We start from the raw sequence: 19800 nt of genomic DNA, 5'->3' as shown, positions 1-19800 counted from the left end.
CAATGCCACCGAGATCGAGGAGGCGCGGTCTCGGAGAATCCCCTCGCCCGGCCCTCGAAAAGGCATTTCCGGAGACCGTGTGCCAATGAGATCTCTACGGCGACACGATCGTCAAGTCACGTCAGCAGCCCAAGACTCCTCGTGACGGTGTGTCATCAGACCGGTCCGGCCTGCCATTCCTGACGGTGGTCTTCAGGTTCTCCGTCTTCGGAACAGGCCCGGGGGATCAGGCAGTCGGCGTCGAACGCCTCCGACTGCGCGGCGCGTTCGACGCCGCCGGTCGCCGGCCTCACCACGCCTGACAGAAGCACAGAACACAGGTAGTGAAACAGGTAGAGGTACGAGTGCATGATCGTTCCCCATGGGACCAGAATGGCCCCCAGTTGGCTGACGGACCCTCGGCCAAGCACGGCGAGAGTTCCGCCCCCGGGCTCCTGACGAGTCCTCGATGGAGTGCCATTGACGCTTCGTCCGGCGCCAGGTGGCGGCCTCTCACAGGCGATTCCTCCGAGTCCCGCATCACGACCCGCCAGAAGCGCCTTCTGCGTCGGCTCAAATTCCTGGAGATATCCACGTGACACGCAGAACCGTCCGGACAGCTGTCACGCTTGTGACCGTCCCGCTCCTGACGCTCGGCGCCGGCCTGGTCGCCGGACAGCCGGCTTTCGCCTGCTGCGCCGAGTGCCCACACCCGGGGCGGTCCCACGACAATCCTTGGGGGGCGGAAGCCGCGCACGACCGAGGACAAGGCCCGCGAGGGCCCGGGAATCGCCGTCACCATACTCAGCGGCGGGCCGCTTGCGGAGTTCGGTGGCGTCGACGGAGTCGGGACGCGTGCGGCGGGGACCGAGGCGGCGGTGCGGACGGGAGCCGATGCGGCGGCGAGAGCGGCGGCCCATCACGAACCGGTGGCACCCGCAACGGGGAACCCCTCGGCCTCAGGAAACACGTCACCCGGGAGCAGCCGCCCCCCGACCCCCGAGGACATCGAGATCACCAAGGGTGAAAGCTACTGACGCTCCGCCCGACCGGACGCGGGCTGTTACCCACTGCCGCCGCCTCTGCTGACCGCCACCACCGCGTACAGGCCCGACCCGCCCTCGCCCGCCGCGCGTTCGGCCCCGGGCTCCTGGCACTCCCAGCCGTCCAGAAGAGCATCGACGGCGTCCGGGGTCCGGGGGTGCCACGGCAGGCCGGCCTGCGCCCAGCAGGCGGCTACGCGCGCGGCACGAAAGGGCTCAGCGGCTTCCATGGCCCGGTGGCTGACCACGAGCACGCTGCCGGCGGGCAGTTCCGGCGCAGCGTCGCGAGCAGGGAGCGGGCCTGTGGGTCGGTCAGCTCGTGCAGGACCTCGCCGAGGACGGCCGCCACCGGGCGCTGCCAGTCCAGGCCCGCACGCTCGCGCAGGGTCGCGAACAGCGCAGCGGGCGAGGCTAGGTCGGCCTGCAGGTGCCGGACTCGGGCGGGTGCCGGCGCGTCGAGCAGCGCCCGGACGTGGGCCATCACGACAGGGTCGTGGTCGGGGTCGCACGAGTTGGGACGTACCAAGCTGCTCCCCAATCGGTCTTCGGGGCAGAAGAGTTGGACGTGGGCGCCGACGCCCGGCGCGTTACCCGATCGTGATCCGGCCGGTCCGCAGCGATGTTCGACGTGCCAGAAGACGGGCATTCGCTCCGCTCCGAACCGGCCCTCAAGGACCTGGCGGGCGGGACTGTGTCGCAGCAGGCGGCAGTGGGAGCGTCGAGCGGAATCGCGCATGCCATCGGCGGCCCTGTGGGAGCTGGACCGGTGGAGTCCGACGACATGGCGGGCTCAGAGTCGCCCGGTCCAGTAGGGGTCGAGCGTCAGGGTGTTGTCCCCGGGGGCGGAGGACATGCCGGCCCAGGAGCGGATCAACGGCTGATCGCCGTTCGGCCGGCCGCTCGGAGACAGCCGGGCGTGCACGCGGTACCGGTCTCCTCGGTACACGGACTGGGCGTACTCGACCGTCCCGCCGTCGGCATCGCTGGTGGTCCGCTCGATGAGAAGTGCCGGCGCATGCAGGGGAATCGTCAGCAGTCGGGCCTCCGCCTCGTCGACCACCGTGGGTCGGATGGTCTGAGCGGCGGTGGTCGGCGTGGTCAGGTGCAGGAGGTCGAAGAACGATCCGGCTTCGAGGTCGTCCGCGCTGAGCCGCGGGACCAGGGCCTGTGGAAGATGGAGGCGCTCCACGCAGATCGGGATGCCGTCGAGCATGCGGAGCCGGACGATTCTCAGGACCTCCGCAGCGGGCGACAACCGGAGCCGTCGGCCGATCTTCGCCCCGGCCGCGATCGTGCGGAAGCTGACCGTCCGGCTGGTCCAGGCGCAGTCCACAGCACCCCTGCCGGGGTCCGCACCGTCACCGACCGGAGTCCGGGTCCCGGGTCGGACATTCCTGGGCCGGGCCGCGAAGACGCCGCGCCCGCTCTCGCGGACCAGGATCCCGTCACGAACCAGCTCGTCCACCACCGAGCGCAGCGTCGTCCGGGACACCTGGAGATCCGCGCACAGCCAGCGCTCGACGGGAAGAGGCTCGCCCATGCGCAGGTCCTGGCCGAGCCCGAGAAGGTACGACCGGATGCGTTCCCGCTTCTGCCAACGACTTTCGACGGCCACGCCCTTACCGACATCCTTCACTGATCGGTCTGATCCAGCGCCCGCACCGGGCGCCTCCGGCCCCTGCTGTCAGGGCAGGTTCAGGGGCCGGAGGCTCGGCGGGCCCGCGCGGGCGGGGGGAAGACCCGCGCAGGCCGGATCGGGGGTTGTCAGGCGCAGTTGGCACCGGCCGACCGCCAGGTGATGGCGCCGACCGTGGTGGGGGGATGGATGCTTCGGTGGGCATGTTCCTGCTGTTCTTGAGCCTGTCGTACGCGGCAAGGTCGGCAAGCGCGCCGCCGAGGAGTGAGCGCGGTCACAGACGGCAAGGACGGCACGGCGGACGCCGGGGGCGAACCGGGGTACCGGTTGGCAAGGGGCCCGGGTCGGACGGGAAAGCGAGAGGGAGGAGACGAGACAGCCCGGGTTCAGGGGCACGGCCGAGCAGGGCGACACCGTCCACCCCGCTGCTCCCGGTGTCGGTGGCAACGATCCTCTGGCCGTGGCAATCTCCCTGTCAAGGCATTTCATAATTGATCCGTAGTTATACGGAGCCGGCACGACAGAACACACCGGCCGAATCCTCTCGCCGGATCCGTCCGCACCGGTCGCCGACCGCATCGGCCGAGCCGGCCTGCACCTCGGCAATCCCGCGTCCGAAGCGGTTCGGCCGCCGCCGGGGCCTTGGTCGGCTCGTCCAGGAGGTCGGCGCGGAATCGGCCGCAGCCCGTCCTGGAAGATCGTGTCGGGGGCCCGGTCGGCGCCCCGCCGGAGAACGCCCTGGTCCGAACGCCGGGTCAGCCACGGTCGCGTCTCGTGCACCGGTGCGTCGGGGTCGGCCGTGGTGTTGTTCCACTGGGCGTACCAGTCATCGGTGGCCGGAGCGCGCGGCCGCCGCGACGACGACCGCGACGGCCTTGGCGGGACGACGACTGGCGGTGATTGCTGCCATGCGCCGGAATCCTTTCGCTCGGGAGGCATTGATCGGATGGGCGGGCCTCCGAGTCGAAGCGTGCGCCCATGCCGGGCGGGCCAACCTCATTTTGATTCGCACACAACCCTTTGCGGGTACCGCGTGCGGGCCACCCGGAGCACGAGGGTCGGGGCCCGGACGCCTTCCGCGGGACTTCCCTCTCCAGCTCCCGCCCACGAACCTGCCGCCGCAGACGGCACAGTTCCTCGCGCCCCGCCGCCATGGGTCCTCGCCCCACCCCGGGGTGCCGACAGTCCCCGAGAAAGCCTACCCGCCGATGCGGTGGCACCCGGTCGACTCCCAACTCGCTCGCCACCAAAGGGGATACGCCACCTGCTGGATCCCCACCGGCGACTCCCCCGCCCGTCGCGGCGAACCGGCACCCGCTCGGCACCGAAAGCAGCGCCCGTGCGGGTGAACGGAGTCATGGAACCGACCCACGGCCCCGGGGCCAGCGAGGAGCGCGCCGCATCGGACCTGACACGGCTCGCGTACCACCGTCCGCGTGGCAGCTCGCACTCGACGTCGTGTGTCGGCGGACACGGCCCTCTCGGCCCCCTCACGCTGGCCACCAGCCCCCTCCGCGTGACCGACAGTGCGGGCGAACTCGATGCGGTGGCCCAGACGGCATCCTCGGGCGCCCCCCGGTCGCGCCTCCCGCTTCACCCCCACGAACCGGAGTACCCATGCGCATGCGATCGATGGTCGCCGCTTCCCTCGCCTGGACCCTTCCGATCACCGGCCTCGCCGTCGGAGGCGCCGTCGCCGTCGCACCGCCGGCCAGCGCCCAGCCCACTCGGGCGGGGGCGGCCATTCCCGACGACTGCCCGCCCCCGCCGGAGTCCGACGACCACGCCGAGGCGCCGACGGGTACGTACTACTGCGACCAGGCGAGATTCGGGCCGGCCGCCCTGCCGAACGAGGAGCCGGTCGCCACGCTGTTGAGGGGGTATCAGCGATTCGGCGGACTCAGCGCCAGCCACTTCGTGCAGTTGTATTTCGACCAGGCGGACAAGCGGTGGGCGTTCGCACCCGACCGGGGCTTCCAGCGGATCGGCGGCGTCCTGGACCAGACGGAATACACGGTTCCGATCGGCACGAAGCTGATCCGGTTCGGCGACATCACCAGCGGTGGCGGGTACCTCGCGGACCCCGGAACGCCCTTCGTGCAGCTCGCCGTCACACCCGACTCCCTCAACGGCGGCTACCACTGCCTCTCCGCCCAGAAGGAGTTCAAGGTGCGGAGAGGCCACGTCGCCGCCTTCTACGGAATGCCGGGCGGCGGCGTACAGGAATGGCTCGACAGCACACTCAAGCCCGCAGAGCTCCAGGGTGACTACAAGGTCAACAATCTCATCGGGCAGCACTACCTGACGGAACTCCAGGCCCATGAATGCGACATTACGCCCACCGGATCCTGACCGGCACCCACACAAGCGGGCCGGACGACGGGGTACACGCTCGACCGGCGACCGCACCGGTGGCCCGGAGCAGGACGTTCAGCGCCGGTGGTGACAGCCGTCGGTCATCGCCGGAGGCGGCAGCGGTCCGCAACAGCCGTGCCGACACGCCCTGACGAGGCGGGCCGCAGGCCGCGCGGCTGCTCGGCCCGGTGGCGGGGGAGCACGAGCCGCGCGGCGTATGCTCCCCCGCCACCAACGGCGCCGCCGGTAGGCGGACTTCGGCCCACCCTGGCAACCGTCTCCTTCACCACCAACGACAAGATCGACAGCCTGCGGACCGGCGACCTGAACGTGGTCTTCGGCTCCGGCACCCCGCAGCTCGTCAGGTCCTGCTGCTCCGGCCCGAACGGCTTCGAAGAAACTGCCCGTGACCGTCCCGACCGGCGCCTCCACCGCCCAGCGGGTGCGGACACTCCCCCGCCCCGGACAGGAGTTCCGGCCCGACCGGAGCGGTGAGTGGTGAGCCCGCGGCGGGGCCGTCAGTCGATGGACCACCGTTGTACGGCACCACGGCCTCGGGCACCAGGGTCACCTTGGCCCCTGGTGCCCGAGGCCGTGGTGAGCGTGTGGCCTTCGGCCGCCCGCTGGTGTCGTCGAAGGCCCGGTACGTGGTCCGCCAGGGCGGTCCTCCGCCGGATCCCCGGGCACTCCCCGGTGAGCGCCGCGCCCGCCGGCGATCACCGGCGGCTTGGCCGTCCACCCCGGAATTCGCAGGGCCGGACCAGCTTCACCCGGCGGCCCGCCACGCGCAGCGCGAAACCGCGACTTCCGACACTCCGGGGCCGACCGAGGTCACCACTCGCCGGGCGGAGAGCAGACCCCCGCCTCCAGTCCGGCTGCGCGGCCCCGCACGCACCCGCCGCAGGTCTCCGTAGCAGCCTCCGTAGATCTCCCGATGTGGCCACCCGCCTCCGAAGGCCACAGTGGGGAGCAGGAATCATCGCCGACGGCTCCCGACTCCCAGGCAACACCGGCGGGTCGTCTCCCACCCGTCCCTCACAGACCATTTCGCAGGTGAGAGCCATGTACTCACGACGGACATCCAGCGACCCGCAAGCCGCGCTCTACCTGCGCTGCTACCCGAGCGATCCGTCCGACATGGGGAACCACCGCCACGCGTTGGAACAGCTCGCCAGGCGACATGGCCTGCCAGAACCATTCGTGTACGTGGACAACGGCCGGAGGCACCGCGACGGCCTCCCCCAGCTGGAACGGGTGGAACGGAACATCGCGAACGGCCGGATCGACACGCTGCTGATCCCGGGCCCCTTCGTGTTCGCGCTCGACGACCAGCACGCCGCAGCCACAGTCCAGCGGCTGCGCCGGCTCGGCTGCCGCCTGATCGAACTTCCGTCGAGGTGGTGGACGCACATCGACCTGCCGATCGAGACCCAGGCGTCGGCCATCCAGCCCCAGGCGGCATAGAGCAGTACCGCGCACCGCCTGCCCGCGGAAACCGCTCGGCGAATCCGCTTGCCGACCAGGGGCCGGGCCGGGCCCGTGAGCGGTGCCGGCTGCTGGGACGCCCGGCACCGGCCGAGGCCGGCCGGACCGACCCGACACACCCGACGAGTGTGGGGTCCGGCCCACCGGCGCGATGGCCCGGCCGTCGTGTCCGGACGCCTGCGGCTCATGCCACCTGCCCTCCGGACAGCCCTGTGGCGTGACACCACAGTACGTACATCGAAGAGGCCCCACATGCCGCACCGACCAGGTCAGCCATCGCCCGAGTGCGACAGGCGGCTGACCGAGCGGTTACGGGACGGGGACGAGTCGGCGGTGGCAGAGCTGTACGAGCGGCACCGGGAGACGGCCCTGCGCTACGCGCGGAGCATCATCGGTACGGCCGACAGCGCGGAGGACCTGGCGAATGAGGCCTTCGTACGGACCCTGGCGGCAGTTCGGGCGGGTACGGGGCCTGACAGGGACTGGCGCCCTTACCTGCTGGCGGTGGTCCGCAACACAGCCGTCTCCTGGTCGGCGGCCTCCCGGCGTACCCTGCTCGCGCCGGATGTCGGGGAGTGGGCCGAGCGGCAGAACCCGGTGTCCTCTCCGGCCGAGCTATTCGCCGGCACCGCTGAACGCCGACTGGTGGCCGAGGCGTACCGGTCATTGCCGGAGCGCTGGCGCACCGTGCTGTGGCACATTGTCATCGAGGAGCAGCCGCCCACGGCGGTCGCACCGCTGCTCGGCCTGAGCCCGAGTGGTGTGTCCTCGCTCGCCGCGCGCGCCCGGGAGGGACTGCGGGAGGCGTACCTCCTCGCCCACACCCGCGGGTCCGGCCTGCCGGAGTGCGAGGCGTACGCCGTCGAGCTCGCTCCGATGGTCAACCGCCCGTCGAGGCGAGTCCCCGGCAGGCTGGCGCGCCACCTCGCCGAGTGTCACGGCTGCCGCACCCGCGTCGAGGAGATGCAGGACGCCAACCGGGGTCTGGGTTCGGTCGGCATCACCGGCTTCGTTCCGGTGGGTTGGCCCCACCCGGTGGTCAACCCCCTGCGCGCTCTGCTCGGCCACGCCGGCGCGGATTCGGCCACGATGGCAGCGATCGGCGCCGCCGTGGTGGGCGTAGCGGCGGCAGCAGTCCTGACCGTCACCATCAGGTCCAGACGGACGCACGACCGTGGAGCCCCCGCACCGCTGTCCCGTACATCCGGCACCTGCACCACCACATGTCGAAGCAGTGTCCTTCGGGAGAAGAACTCCCCACTCCAACCGGTTCCGGCCCGGCCCGCCGGCCGCCCCGGTCACGGAGCGGGCCACCGGGTGACGTCCCTCGCACGTCGGCTCCGCCGCAGGGCGCGGAGTGGTCAGCCCGGCGGGATCACCGTGGTGGGCCCGAGCCGGACGTCGTCGGACCAGACCGTCGGGGCTCCCTCCGATCCGGGCGCGGCGGTCGCCGGGCCGTGAGCCGGCCGGGGCGGTGGCGCGCTCGCGTGCCGCCCGCCCCGGGCGCAGTCCCGGTCGCGGCGGCCGGGCTGCCCGCCGTCAGTCGTTCGCGGTGACGGTCGAACCCACCAGGTGCTCGGCCAGCCCGGCCCGGCCGCCGTCGCGGTACCAACGGCGCTGGCGGTCCGCACCGCTCCCCCGGGCCCGGAACCGCTGCCACAGCTCAGCCACCCGGCCGGTGTCGCCGGCGGCCTCCAACCCGGGGGCGGCGTAGGACCGGAACTCCTCGACCACGGCGGCGGCCGGCCGGGACGCGCCGTCCACCGGCGAGACCAGCTCGGCGTGCAGGCCCGTGCGGGCGGCGTGCCAGACCGCGGCGCGCACCATTTCGTCGGGCGTGTCCGGCCGGGGACGGCCGGCCCGTTCGTCGAGTACGGCCCGGGCAAGCAGGCCCCTGGTCAGACCGGCGAACAACTCGACGTCGGCGACGGTCAGCTGGACGTCGCACGCCCGCACCTCCACCGTCGGGTACCGGCCGGACAGCCGCGCCTGCCAGTAGATCTGACCCTCGTCGACGATCGCCCCGGTGGCCAGCAGGGCGGCGGTCCGCTGCCGGTAGTCCGCGAGGTCGCGGAAGGCCGGCGGCGGGCCGCTCACCGCCCACCGGTCGAAGTGGACCGTGCGCCAGCTCGCGAACCGGGTGTCCCGGCCCCGCCAGTAGGGCGAGTTCGCGGACATCGCCACCAGGACGGACAGCCAGGGCCGGGCCCTCACCAGTGCCCCGAGCCGCTCCTCCTCGTCCGCCACCCCGACGTGCACGTGCATGCCGTTCAGCATCAGGTCGTCCACCACGGAGGGCGCCTCGTCACGGGCCCGCCGGTAGCGTTCACCTTCGGTGACCGGCACCGGGTCGTCGAGAGCGAACGGAGCGGCGCCGACCGGCACGATCCGGCACCCGTGCTGCGCCGCGGCGGCGGTCAGGCCCGACCGGACGCGGGTCAGGTGGCGGGCGAGTGAGGCGAGGTCCTCACAGACCGGGGTGGCGGTCTCCACCTGCACCTTCAGCAGCTCGGGCTGTGCCTCGCCCGATCGCAGGGCCGGGGCCAGGTCGGCAGCGGCCAGCACCTCGACGGCACGTGGCACGGGTGCGCAGTCCCGCGGATCCACTAGGAGGTACTCTTCCTCGACTCCCAAGGTCAACATGTCTCTCCGTTACCCGGAAGCGGTCGACGTACGCGGGCCACAGGCGTCGAAGCGCCGGCCCACCGAAGCCGGCGCGAGTGCCCCGCCGGCTTCGGTAGGGAGAACGTGGCCGAGGAACCGCCGTGCCGCTGACGGTGACGGTGGCGCCGGCCCGGTGCGGGGCCCGCGCGACGGCACCCCCGCCTCGGGATTCTCCCCCGTGAGCCACTGGTACACCGACCACGGCCACGAATACCCCTCGACGGGCTGCCCGTCCCCGAGCACTTCGGGGACGGGTGTGGGCAGGTGGGGCGCGAGCCGGGGCAGCCACGTCCGTTCCATGTCTGTTGCCACTGGACGGCCACTTTGATGCGGACCCCGAGCATCCGGGCGAGGATCGCGGCGGGGACTTCGTCGGCGAGGGTGAACAGCGCGGTGGCCGGCGTCCACAGCGGCGACGGGTCGTCGTGCAGTGCCGGGGCGAGGCTGCGGCGGCCCGGCTCGGTCAGGGTGGGCGTCTCGGATAGGTCGGTAGCCGGCGTCCGGGGCTTGCCGGCGACGCGCCCGGTGTGGACGGCCCGTCCGGCCCGACCTTCGCCGCACCCCGCCCGGCAGCGTGTCCACGGCCGACCCATCCGGGTGACACCTCGGCTCTGCCGGGCGCACAGCGCCGAGCGGTTCCGCTACGAACGAGAGGCAAGCCGCCCCGTCGCCGGCCACGCCGGCCGCCGACGCACCCACCGGAAGGCAGTCCCCGCCGTGGCCGTACCCACCACGTTCGACCAGACCACCACCGACTACAGCCTCACGCACGCCTACTGGCTGGCCCGGGCCTCAGACCTCGCCTACAAGAGCGAGCCCGAGATCGACGAGCAGGCCCGCGCCTGGGGCTTCGACACGGTGCACCACCACGAGACGACGTTCACCCCGCCCTTCCCGCTCCAGGACACCCAGGCCTTCACCATGGCCGGCGACCACATGATCGTCACCGCGTTCCGCGGCACCGAACCCGCGCAGATCCGCGACTGGCTCACCGACGGCACCACCCCGGCCTGGCCCGGCCCCGCCCGAACCGGCTACGTCCACCACGGATTCGCGGAGGCACTCGAGTCCGTCTTCCCCGCCGCCCAGAAGACGATCGCCGAGCTGCGTACCAACGGGCAGAGCCTCTGGTTCACCGGACACAGCCTCGGCGGTGCCCTGGCCATGCTCGCCGCCGCCCGCCTCTACCTGGAGGACCCGCGCCTGCGGGCCGACGGCGTCGTCACCTTCGGCCAGCCCCGCACCTGCGACCGCCTCCTCGCCGCCGCCTACAACAAGGGCTTCGCGAACCGCATGTACCGGTTCGTCAACAACAACGACATCGTGCCCCAGCTGCCGCCCGAGCCGGCCTTCACCCACGTCGACGCCCTGCGCCGCATCGACGCCTCCGGCCGCATCCAGGAGAGCACCGGCCTGATCACCGGCCTGACCCACCGGGCCGAGGGCCTCACGGCGGCGGCGTTCTCCCCCACCGGTGAGGGCATCCGCGACCACTTCATGCGCAACTACCTCACCGCCCTGGAGAAGAACCTCGTCTGACCGGCCCCGGGCGCCCGACGAGCCGGTCCCTGTCCCCCTGGGCCCGACGGCTCCGCGGAACGGAACCGGCTCGTCCGCCCGGCACGAGGCCGAAAGCACCTCGCGCCCCGACCTCCGTCGCGAGGAACGAGGAGGCTGTGCAGCGCGATCGCGTCCCGTACGACATCCATGTGCGGTCCGGCGGCACTGCCTACCCGGTCAGGAAACGGACCGCCAGGTCGGCGCCGTCCGGCTCGAACCGCTGGTCACCGTTGGCCCTCGGCACTGAGTCCGCAGTCGTGCAGGACGCAGCCCAGAGCCGGTCGCCAGGCGTCCCTCTCTGGAGTACGGGCGCGCTCCACTGACCCGAATGGACCGACAGAGTTCCGCTGGACCTGACCACCGCAGTCGCGCGCCTCAGAAGGCGGCCGAACCTGTCGGAAGTCTTGACAGGACGAGTGCCCTCCGACACTCTCGCCTTGTTTGCGCCAACATGGCCATTCGTCAGAATCGCGCGATCGATCATCCGGCCCGGTCTCCTCCCTGGACAGGAGGAGGCCGTGGCGGAGGGTTGACCCCAGCTGTCCCGTGGGACCCAACCCCCGGCTCTGTGGCCGAACAAATCGCTCGATACCCCGCTGAACTGCTGGAACGGTCACCTCGCACTCGACCGACCCGGCGCATCCCCCACCCGATGCACGAGCGAAGTGGAGCCCGGCTTTCCCGTCCCCACGCACTGGCCGCAGAGGAAGCCGACGCCTGACTTCGCCCGGTCCGACGATCCACTACCCGATGACGTGTTTGCGCTGCCATCGTGTGGCGTCGGTCCCGCAGCAGAAAGCAGAGGCAGCAGAACCATGCCGCGACTCCGATCCACCCTCCTCCCCGCTCTTCTCGCCCTGACCCTCCCACTCGTCGGCGGCGTCGTCCCGGCGCACGCAGCCGCCCTGACCGTCACCAACGGCGCGCAGTTCGCCGACACCGCCGGCAGCCCGGTGCAGGCGCACGGCGGCGGGGTCATCAAGGTCGGCCAGTACTACTACTGGTTCGGCGAGGACCGCAACGCCGACAACACGTTCCACTACATCTCCGCGTACCGCTCCACCGACCTGAAGACGTGGGAGTTCCGCAACCACGTCCTGACCGTGGCCAGCGGCGCCGAACTCGCCACCGGCGCCAACATCGAGCGGCCCAAGGTCATCTTCAACAGCACCACCAACCAGTTCGTCATGTGGATGCACAAGGAGGGGAGCAGCACCGACTACAGCGAGGCCAGGGTGGCGGTCGCGACCTCCAGCACCGTCGACGGCGACTACAGCTACCAGGGCAGCTTCCGCCCGCTCGACTACGAATCGCGTGACATGACGCTGTACCAGGACGATGACGGCACGGCCTACTTGATCTCCTCGACCCACATGAACGCGGACCTGAACATCTACCGCCTCAGCGCCGACTACCTCACGGTGGAAGCCCTGGTCGCCAGCCCCTCCAACGGGCACTCGCGCGAAGCCCCGGCGATGTTCAAGCGCGACGGCGTCTACTTCCTGCTGACCTCCGGCGCCACCGGCTGGAACCCCAACCAGCAGAAGTACCAGACGGCCTCCAGCATCAACGGTGACTGGAGCACCCTGCAGAACGCCGGCGACCCGACCACCTACCACAGCCAGACCGCCTACGTCCTGCCGGTCCAGGGCACTGCCGGCACGGACTACCTGTACATGGGCGACCGCTGGGGCAACTCCTTCGGCGGCAAGGTGAACGACTCCCAGTACGTCTGGTCGAACCTCAAGTTCCCCACCGACACCACCCTGACCATGGACTACTCCCCGCAGGTCGCGATCGACACCGCCGCCGGCACCGTCACGGCCGTGGGCGGCCCCTGGGAGAAGCTCACCGCCCTCAACAGCGGCAAGTGCGCCGACGTGTCGGGCTACTCCTTCGCGCAGTCGTCATCGCTCATCCAGTACGCCTGCGGCGCGGGGGCGAACCAGAACTTCTGGTTCAAGGACCTCGGCACCGGCTACGTGCAGATCATGGCCCGGCACAGCGGCAAGTGCCTCGACATCGCCAACGGCTCGACCGCGGACGGCGCGGCCATCGTCCAGAACACCTGCAACGGCGCCACCTCCCAGCAGTGGCAGGTCCAGACGGCCGGCGGCAGTGCCGGGTACGTCAAGCTCGTCGCGCGCCACAGCGACAAGTGCCTCGACGTCGCCAACAGGTCCACCTCGGACGGCGCACCGCTGAAGCAATGGACCTGCAACGGCGGCACCAACCAGCAGTGGCACCACACCGCCGCGTGAAGCCGCGGCACGTGACGTCCCGCCCTGCTGCCACCGGAACGTGAGACCGCCCCACGGCCCCGGAGTGACTCCGTTGCTCTGTCCAGGACGGTGGCCGGGGCGAGAGCCGGCGAGCGAGACGAGTAACGCCGGCTGGTCCGGAGGCGTCGGAGGCCTCCGGACCAGCCGGCATCGAGTCGGATGACGTTGATCGCGGCAGGCTTGGATCAGGGTGGTCCCCAAGGTGGCGACGGTCGACAGCACCACCGCCACGATCAGCACCCTGCCGCCCCAGCCGGGCCAGACGGCCTCACCCAGATCGGCGAGCAGCGTGCTGTTCCTGGCCTGGATGTCCTCCTGACTGATGATCAGGTTGACCGCGATGGTCACCGGCTCGAAGATCGCGACCGTGGCCGCCACTCCGAGCAGGCCGCCACGGTCTCCCCGCCCCCCGTGCCCGCCCTCGGTCGCGCCCGCGGAGGTGCGAAGCCCGGAGGGCGAGGAGGTCACCCGGGCGGCAGTGGCAGTCGGACGGTGAACCGCGCGCCGCCCTCCTGCGCGCTTCCGACCGTCACCGTTCCTCCGTTGCGTCGGGTGGCCTGCCTGACCAGTGCGAGCCCCAGTCCCCGCCCGGCTCCCGGCACTTCGCCATGTGCCGCCGTCGCGGGTGCCTTGGTGGTCCAGCCGCGTCGGAAGATCTCCTCGAACGCTGCCGCGTCGACCCCCGGCCCGGAGTCGCAGACACTGAGCAGGAGCTCCGCGGCGTCGGCGCGGACCGTGACCGTCACGCGTGGACGGTACGCCGGGACAAGGCTGTCGCCGCCGGGAGCAGCGGGGCGGACTCGCGGCCCACGGCTGCCGCTCCCCTGAACGGCGGCGTCCAGGGCGTTGTCGATGAGATTGCCGAGCACGGTCACCAGATCCTTCGATGGCACCGCGTCCTTGGGCAGGGCACCCTCGTCGACTCGGCTGTCCGGCGCCAGGACGAACTCCACTCCGGCCTCCTCGGCCTGAGCCGCCTTGCTCAGGAGCAGCGCGGTCAGTACGGGCTCGGCGATCGCCTCGGCGACCTGATCGGTGAGCTCCTGTGTCAGGGCCAGCTCGACCGTGGCGAATCCCTTGGCTTCCTCGGCGCGGCCGAGTTCGATCAGCGAGACCACGGTGTGCATCCGGTTGGCCGCTTCGTGTGCCTGGGAGCGCAGGGCTTCGGCGAAGCCGCGCACGGAGTGGAGTTCACGGGACAGGAGTTGCAGTTCGGTGTGGTCGCGGAGGGTAACGACCGTGCCGCGCCGGACTCCGCTGAGAACGGGTGCGGTGTTGACGACGAGAACCCGTTCACCGGTGAGGTGGATTTCGTCGACGCGCGGTTGTGCGGCCGACAGCGCGTCGGTGAGGGGAGCCGGCAGACCGAGTTCGTCGATCCTGCGGCCGATCACCCCCTCCGGAAGGTGCGCGGGTCCGAGCCCGAGCAGGTACCGGCCGCCGTCGTTGATCAGTGTGACGCGCCGCTGTTCGTCCAGCATCAGCAGCCCCTCCCTCAGGGCGTGCAGCGCGGCCTGGTGATAGGCGTACATCCGGCCCAGTTCGGAGGCCGGCAAGCTGTGCGTCTGCCGACGCAGCCGAACGGTGAGGAGGGACATGGCCAGGCCGCACACGGCCAGGACGGCGAACGCCATTCCGACCAGCGACACCAGCTGCTGCCATACCTGCTCGTTCACCCTCTTCACGGTGATGCCGGCGCTGACCAGGCCGACGATCTTCTCGCCGTCGAATATCGGCATCACGACGCGCACCGACGGCCCGAACGATCCGGAATGGACCTCGTAGTAGGTATTGCCCTTCTGAGCGGATTCGATGTGGCCGGAGAACCTTCCTCCGATGAGACGGGGATCGGGATGGGTCCACCGGATTCCCTGGGGGTTCATGATCGTGACGAAGGCGACCCCGGTGTTCCTCCGGACCTGCTCCGCATAGGGCTGCAGCAACGCGGTCGGATCACTGGAGCGGATGGCTTCGCGCACCGAAGGGGCGGCGGCCACCGAGCCGGCCGTCCCGGCCGTCTGCCGTCGGGCCGCGTCCTCCGCCTGACCTCCAGCGCTGATGTACGCGAATACCCCGCACAGGCCGACCGCAATGACCAGAAGAATGGCCTGGAGCACAAAGAGATGGCCGGCGAGGCTCCGGGGGCGGGGCAGGTGCATGCCGGTAGTGTGCATGCGTGGCCACCTCGATGAAAAGACTTATCCCAGGCGAATGGGGCGCCACAGCCGCCGACGTCAGAATTGCCCACCACAATCACGCACGGTTCGACGTAGTGCACTTTGGGCAACCAGCGACAATGGCATTTCTGGCCCGCCGGCCCGGGTAGTCACCGAAGCTTTCACGGGCGAGGGAGCCCGGAGGAAGGCGACGCCCGGATCCGCGTCGGGTCCCGTGGACGACATCCCGGTGGACACGGACACGGATGCGCTGCTCATCGCCGGATTCCTCCTCTTCTTGCGCAGCCGCGCGAGGACCGCCGCCCGCCGGACTCACCGAAAGGTGCCCTGACCTGCACGTCTCGTCAAGGAGTCGCGTCCGGACCATGATTCGGAGAGCGAAAGCGCCTTCTGAGCCGGAACGATGAGACCTGTCCACCAGCAGGAAGGCGCTTCCCGCGTGCAGCCTGCCCGGGCCCGCCTCGTGCCCGTCGTCAGCGACGACGGGCACGAGGCGGCTGTCGTCGCCGCAGGGGCTCATGCCCGGATCCGGGTGCCGCGCAGCGGGCGTCCGCCGACCGCTGCCGTGAGGTTTCCGGAGAGGCGGCCGTCCACGATGAAGGTCGGGACGTCGGCGCGGGCGGCGCGTCCGCACTGGCGCGCCTCGGCGAGCATGCCGCCGGAGACATCCTGGAAATCCGTAGCGATCGACGAGGTCACCGCCGGGTCGTCGGCAGTCGGCTCGTGGTAGGTGCTGTCGGAATCCCCTTGACGCAGACGCACGCGGGCGTCCGTCGCCATGACCAGTCCATCGGCCCGCAGGTCGAGGGCGAGGTCGACGGCGAGGTCGTCGCTGGAGTACACGGCGAAGCCTTCCCCGGCCCCAGGCCAGGTAGTTGTGGCGGCGTGCGGTGAAGGTCGGTCCCCAGCATTGCGGCGGCCTCGGCCAGGCGGCGCGCGACGGTGTTGCGGTGGGTGACCAGGGTCCTGGCGGTGGCGGCCAGGGTGAAGAGCAGGCCCAGTCCCAGCGTCGTGAGTAGCTGGTCGCGGCGGTTCTTGGGGAGGTCGAGCAACGGACGCAGCTGGTGTCCGGCCCAGGCGGCACTGCAGTCGGCTCCGCCCCCGGTCGGCCTCCTCGATGGCCAGCCGGGCGGCGAGCAGGTCCAGGACGCGCGCCATGGCGGCGTCGGGGACATCGCGGTCCCCCCGTACCGCCCGGCCCCGCCGCGCGCACCGCCGGCGGGACTCCCGCACGCGGCCGTCAGTGGTCATGACGGTCTCGATCATGTGGCGCGCGCCGGCATCCAGGCGGTGACGCTCGTGTCGGCGACATGACCGGCGCGCGAGGGGCGCGTCGTGGCGGCCCTGCCTCCGAGCGGTCCCGAGGGTGGTGTGCAGTGCCGCCGCCCGGGCGGCGTCCACCTGTGTCTCGTCCCGAGGAGAGCGGCTGCCGGGGCCCCGACGCGACGGCAGCACTGCTGCACCCCGTCCCGGGACCGCGGGATCCGATGGTCGGCGAGTGGGAACACGGTGACAATACCCGAATTGCTGATGGGTCGGATAAGGGAATCGTATGGGCGTCTCTCCGCGCTCCGCCCCCCTGCGATCGGAATGAGAATTCCGGGACGCGACGCGGACATTTCCGCTCTGTAACGCCCCGTCCGAGTCGAGCGGGAGACCGCCTGACGTTCAGTCAGGAATCGCGACGCGAAAGTTACCGGGACGATCACAAGACCTCCGGGCTTACCGGAAGGCGCCGGTCGGTCCGAGCCCATCACTGCCCCAATTTCGTTGCACAAAACAGCACTTCACCGCGCCGAGCCAGTCCCGGGGCGAGCGCGGTGAGCGGCGGCCGGTGGATCCCCGCCCGCCCGACGACCCGTCGAGACTTCCCCGGGAACGCCCCGGCCCTCGGAAGGAATCGTCCCGGACTGGATCAAGGACCGACGTGACGGTCCTCCCCGTCCGCCCGTTCCCGAAATCATGAAGTGAATCCCCCTCCCCGTTCCCACCCACGGATATCCGGTGCACGAGTATTGACAGCGCCGTTGCGCTGCGGCTGTAGTTCCACTTAACCGCCCCGCCCCGATTCGCCGGTTCTGGCCTACGCGGCACCGGCCCACCGAAGCGGCCGCAGCTCTCGTCCAGCCGACCTGCGATGCCCCACCCAGGCGCAGACAGCCGCCCCGCGCGCTGTCCGACCCCTGACCCCACCCCCGCTCGACCACGCCCTCTCCGGGGCCGTGGTCCTACGGCATCGGTCGACACCCATCACGTCAGGAGAAGACCATGGACGACTCGTCCCACATCCCGTCCGAGATCAGCCGCCGCAGGGTGGTGCAGCTGCTGGGCGCCGGCGCGGCAGTGGTCGCCGCCGGCACCGCCATGACCGGCACCGCCGTGGCGGACGTGCCCCCGCTCCCCTCGTCGGGGCTGGTCGCGGCGGTGCTGGAGTACGCCGACAACTGGACGCACGCCGTCGGGCTGCGCACGCTTCTGGAGCACGCCGGTTTCACCGTGATCGATCTGGACCCGACCAAAGCGGCGACGGCCCAGGCCCAGCCCGTGGATCTGATCGCCTTCGGCACCTTCACCAACAACGGCCCCCACTACACCCCCTACGTAAGCACCTACGGCTCGTCGCTTCGCGAGTTCGTCAGAGCCGGCGGCGTGGTGCTCGACCTCGCCCAGTCCGACCAGCTCGGTGCCAGTGTCTCCTACCTGCCGATCTGGAAGTGGAGCTACAACTCGACCTCGATGTACGCGGTGCGCACCGACGCCGACTTCAGCACGATCTACCCGGTCGCCACCACCCACCCGCTGGTGTCCGCGCTGCCGGTGAACCCCACCACCGGCCGGGTGTTCAACGGCCGTACCAATGGCCCCGTCAGCTATGAGTCGCTCGGCGCCTGGGCGGAGATGCGCGTGCTCCTGTCCTGCGCGCAGGGGACGAGCTTCCCGGCGGCCCTGCTGGAGGGCAGGGACAAGATCGTCGCCCCGAACGGCGGGTCGTTTGTGGAGGGCACGGGCAGATACCTGGTGTCGAGCCTCACCATCGACAAGTGCTACACCACGGCCGGGGTGGCGATCCAGAGCGCCGCCGCCATCGACGACAGCCGCAGGTTCTTCAACGCCCTGAACGGTTACGTGCAGGCGGTGAAGGCCGGCACCGCGCCTGTCGTGACTCCCACGGCGTCGGTCCAAGCCGGTCCGCTCGTCGGCCACGTGACCGAGACCACGGCCCGGATCTGGGCACGGCCGGGCCTGGACCCGGTGGCCTACCCGAGCTGGCAGTGCCTGGTGACGAGGCCCGGTGCGTCCCAGACCGTCACCGCGAACATCTCGACCGCCAACGACAACACCCTCCTGGTGGACGTGTCGGGTCTGCAGGCGAACACGGCGTACACCTTCACCATCACCCCGGTGGCCGCCGGCGCCGCTTTCGTCCCGATGACCGGGTCGTTCAAAACCTCACCGGTGGCGGGCACAGCTGCCAAGGTCACCCTGGGTCTGGGCTCCTGCGCGCACAATGTGCCGAACTCCCTGTGGACACGGATCATCGACGAGGGCTGCGACGGCTTCGTCATGCTCGGGGACACCCCGTACGCCGACATCGGCCTCGCCGGCGCCTCCGGACTGGAGAAGGCGCGCAGGCTTCACCGGGAATTCCTGGCCGTGCCCGAAACGGCGAAAATGATCAGATCGATGCCGGTCTGGGGCATCTGGGACGACCACGACTTCGGCGGCAACGACACCGACGGCCGCTTCCCGGGCAAGAGCACATATCGCAAGGCGTTCGTCGACTACCGTGCCAACGCCACCTTCGGCCACGCCACCGGCGGCACCCAACTACTGACCGACCGGGGCACCGGCGAGGGCGTCTACACCTCCTTCCGGCGGGGCCCGATCGAGGTGTTCCTCATCGACCCGCGGTGGTTCTCCAACAACTCCACGGGGATCTGCTTGGAGACCGTCCAGTCTCAATGGCTGAGAAACTCTCTGAGCGCCAGCACGGCGACCTTCAAGGTCCTCGCCTCGGGAATGGTCTGGTTCGACAAGATCACCGGTGAACTGGACGACTGGAACACCTTCAAGAACGAGAAGCTCCAGCTCCTCGATTACATCAAGACGCAAAGGATCTCCGGGTGCGTCCTGCTCAGCGGGGACATCCACGTCTCCCGTGCCGTGAAGAACTTCGACGGGACCACGGCCGACCCGACCCCGGCCGGCTACGACCTGTGGGAGTACGTCACCACCCCCATGCACGACTGGACACTCGGTAGCCTGTTCGACGTGAGCACCTCCGCGAGCACCGGGCTGGCGCCGGGTACGAGGTGGACCGCGAACCCGGCCGACCCCGTGAAGTGGAGCAAGGACGCGCCGTACACCTTCCTCAAGCTGGTGGCCGACACCACCGTGACCCCGGCCACGCTCACCGCCTCCTGGATCAACCGGGACGGTCTGGTGCTGCACACGGAAACGCGCACCATCACCGAGCTCACCCGCCCGGCCTGACCACCCGGTCGGGGGGGGGGGGGGGGGGGGGCCCCCGCCCCCCCCCCCCCCCCCCCCCCCCCCCCGGCCCCCCCCCCCGGGCCCAACCCCCACCCCCCCCCCCGCCGCGACACCAGCACCCCCAA

The 19800-nt window shown here is 70.8% G+C and carries 12 protein-coding genes and 2 pseudogenes; 6 read left to right on the top strand and 8 right to left on the bottom strand.

Features of this window, described 5'->3' with window-relative positions; translation table 11 throughout:
* Nucleotides 1-155 precede the first annotated feature (155 nt).
* The 3 genes and pseudogenes from ACZ34W_RS30345 to ACZ34W_RS30335 all read right to left on the bottom strand — a co-directional run bounded on the left by ACZ34W_RS30345 (nt 156) and on the right by ACZ34W_RS30335 (nt 2562).
* Nucleotides 156-350: a hypothetical protein gene (locus ACZ34W_RS30345; RefSeq protein WP_465608641.1), complete on the bottom strand. Its 195-nt coding sequence runs from the start codon at nt 348-350 to the stop codon at nt 156-158.
* A 692-nt stretch (nt 351-1042) separates the two neighbouring features.
* Nucleotides 1043-1503, bottom strand: a pseudogene (locus tag ACZ34W_RS30340) (SAM-dependent methyltransferase).
* A 309-nt stretch (nt 1504-1812) separates the two neighbouring features.
* Nucleotides 1813-2562: a GntR family transcriptional regulator gene (locus ACZ34W_RS30335; protein ID WP_465608639.1), complete on the bottom strand. Its 750-nt coding sequence runs from the start codon at nt 2560-2562 to the stop codon at nt 1813-1815.
* A gap of 1713 nt (nt 2563-4275) precedes the next feature.
* Between ACZ34W_RS30335 and ACZ34W_RS30330 the strand changes: the two genes are divergently transcribed.
* The 3 genes from ACZ34W_RS30330 to ACZ34W_RS30320 all read left to right on the top strand — a co-directional run bounded on the left by ACZ34W_RS30330 (nt 4276) and on the right by ACZ34W_RS30320 (nt 7959).
* Nucleotides 4276-5010, top strand: a complete 735-nt coding sequence (locus tag ACZ34W_RS30330) for a TNT domain-containing protein (RefSeq protein WP_465608637.1) — start codon at nt 4276-4278, stop codon at nt 5008-5010.
* Nucleotides 5011-6075: 1065 nt separating this feature from the next.
* A complete protein-coding gene (locus ACZ34W_RS30325) occupies nt 6076-6477 on the top strand; it encodes a hypothetical protein (RefSeq protein ID WP_465608635.1) in 402 nt (133 codons plus the stop codon).
* Nucleotides 6478-6831: 354 nt separating this feature from the next.
* Nucleotides 6832-7959, top strand: a complete 1128-nt coding sequence (locus ACZ34W_RS30320) for an RNA polymerase sigma factor (RefSeq protein WP_465608633.1) — start codon at nt 6832-6834, stop codon at nt 7957-7959.
* A gap of 78 nt (nt 7960-8037) precedes the next feature.
* Here ACZ34W_RS30320 and ACZ34W_RS30315 read toward each other — a convergent pair whose 3' ends face one another.
* The gene (locus ACZ34W_RS30315) at nt 8038-9141 is read right to left on the bottom strand and encodes a carboxylate-amine ligase (RefSeq protein ID WP_465608631.1); all 1104 of its coding nucleotides are present in this window, start codon (nt 9139-9141) and stop codon (nt 8038-8040) included.
* A 9-nt stretch (nt 9142-9150) separates the two neighbouring features.
* The gene (locus tag ACZ34W_RS30310; RefSeq protein WP_465608717.1) at nt 9151-9462 is read right to left on the bottom strand and encodes a phosphotransferase; all 312 of its coding nucleotides are present in this window, start codon (nt 9460-9462) and stop codon (nt 9151-9153) included.
* Between the two features lie 417 nt (nt 9463-9879).
* On the opposite strand from ACZ34W_RS30310, the gene ACZ34W_RS30305 reads away from it, so the two are divergent.
* Nucleotides 9880-10701, top strand: coding sequence for a lipase family protein (locus ACZ34W_RS30305; RefSeq protein ID WP_465608629.1), 822 nt, complete (start codon nt 9880-9882; stop codon nt 10699-10701).
* A gap of 836 nt (nt 10702-11537) precedes the next feature.
* On the top strand, nt 11538-12983 hold the full coding sequence (locus tag ACZ34W_RS30300) for an RICIN domain-containing protein (RefSeq protein WP_465608627.1): 1446 nt from the start codon (nt 11538-11540) through the stop codon (nt 12981-12983).
* A gap of 485 nt (nt 12984-13468) precedes the next feature.
* On the opposite strand, the gene ACZ34W_RS30295 is transcribed toward ACZ34W_RS30300, so the two are convergent.
* The 3 genes and pseudogenes from ACZ34W_RS30295 to ACZ34W_RS30285 all read right to left on the bottom strand — a co-directional run.
* The gene (locus ACZ34W_RS30295) at nt 13469-15163 is read right to left on the bottom strand and encodes a sensor histidine kinase (RefSeq protein ID WP_465608625.1); all 1695 of its coding nucleotides are present in this window, start codon (nt 15161-15163) and stop codon (nt 13469-13471) included.
* 534 nt (nt 15164-15697) lie between these two features.
* A complete protein-coding gene (locus ACZ34W_RS30290; protein ID WP_465608723.1) occupies nt 15698-16024 on the bottom strand; it encodes an amino acid kinase family protein in 327 nt (108 codons plus the stop codon).
* 56 nt (nt 16025-16080) lie between these two features.
* A pseudogene (locus ACZ34W_RS30285) lies at nt 16081-16356 on the bottom strand (hypothetical protein); the annotation flags it as partial.
* Between the two features lie 1093 nt (nt 16357-17449).
* Between ACZ34W_RS30285 and ACZ34W_RS30280 the strand changes: the two are divergent.
* Nucleotides 17450-19675: an alkaline phosphatase D family protein gene (locus ACZ34W_RS30280; protein ID WP_465608622.1), complete on the top strand. Its 2226-nt coding sequence runs from the start codon at nt 17450-17452 to the stop codon at nt 19673-19675.
* Nucleotides 19676-19800: the final 125 nt, after the last annotated feature.

The organism is Kitasatospora sp. NPDC022856, assembly GCF_055561235.1.
The sequence above is the reverse complement of the archived record's forward strand: the minus strand, read 5'-3'. Positions and strand labels throughout refer to the sequence as shown.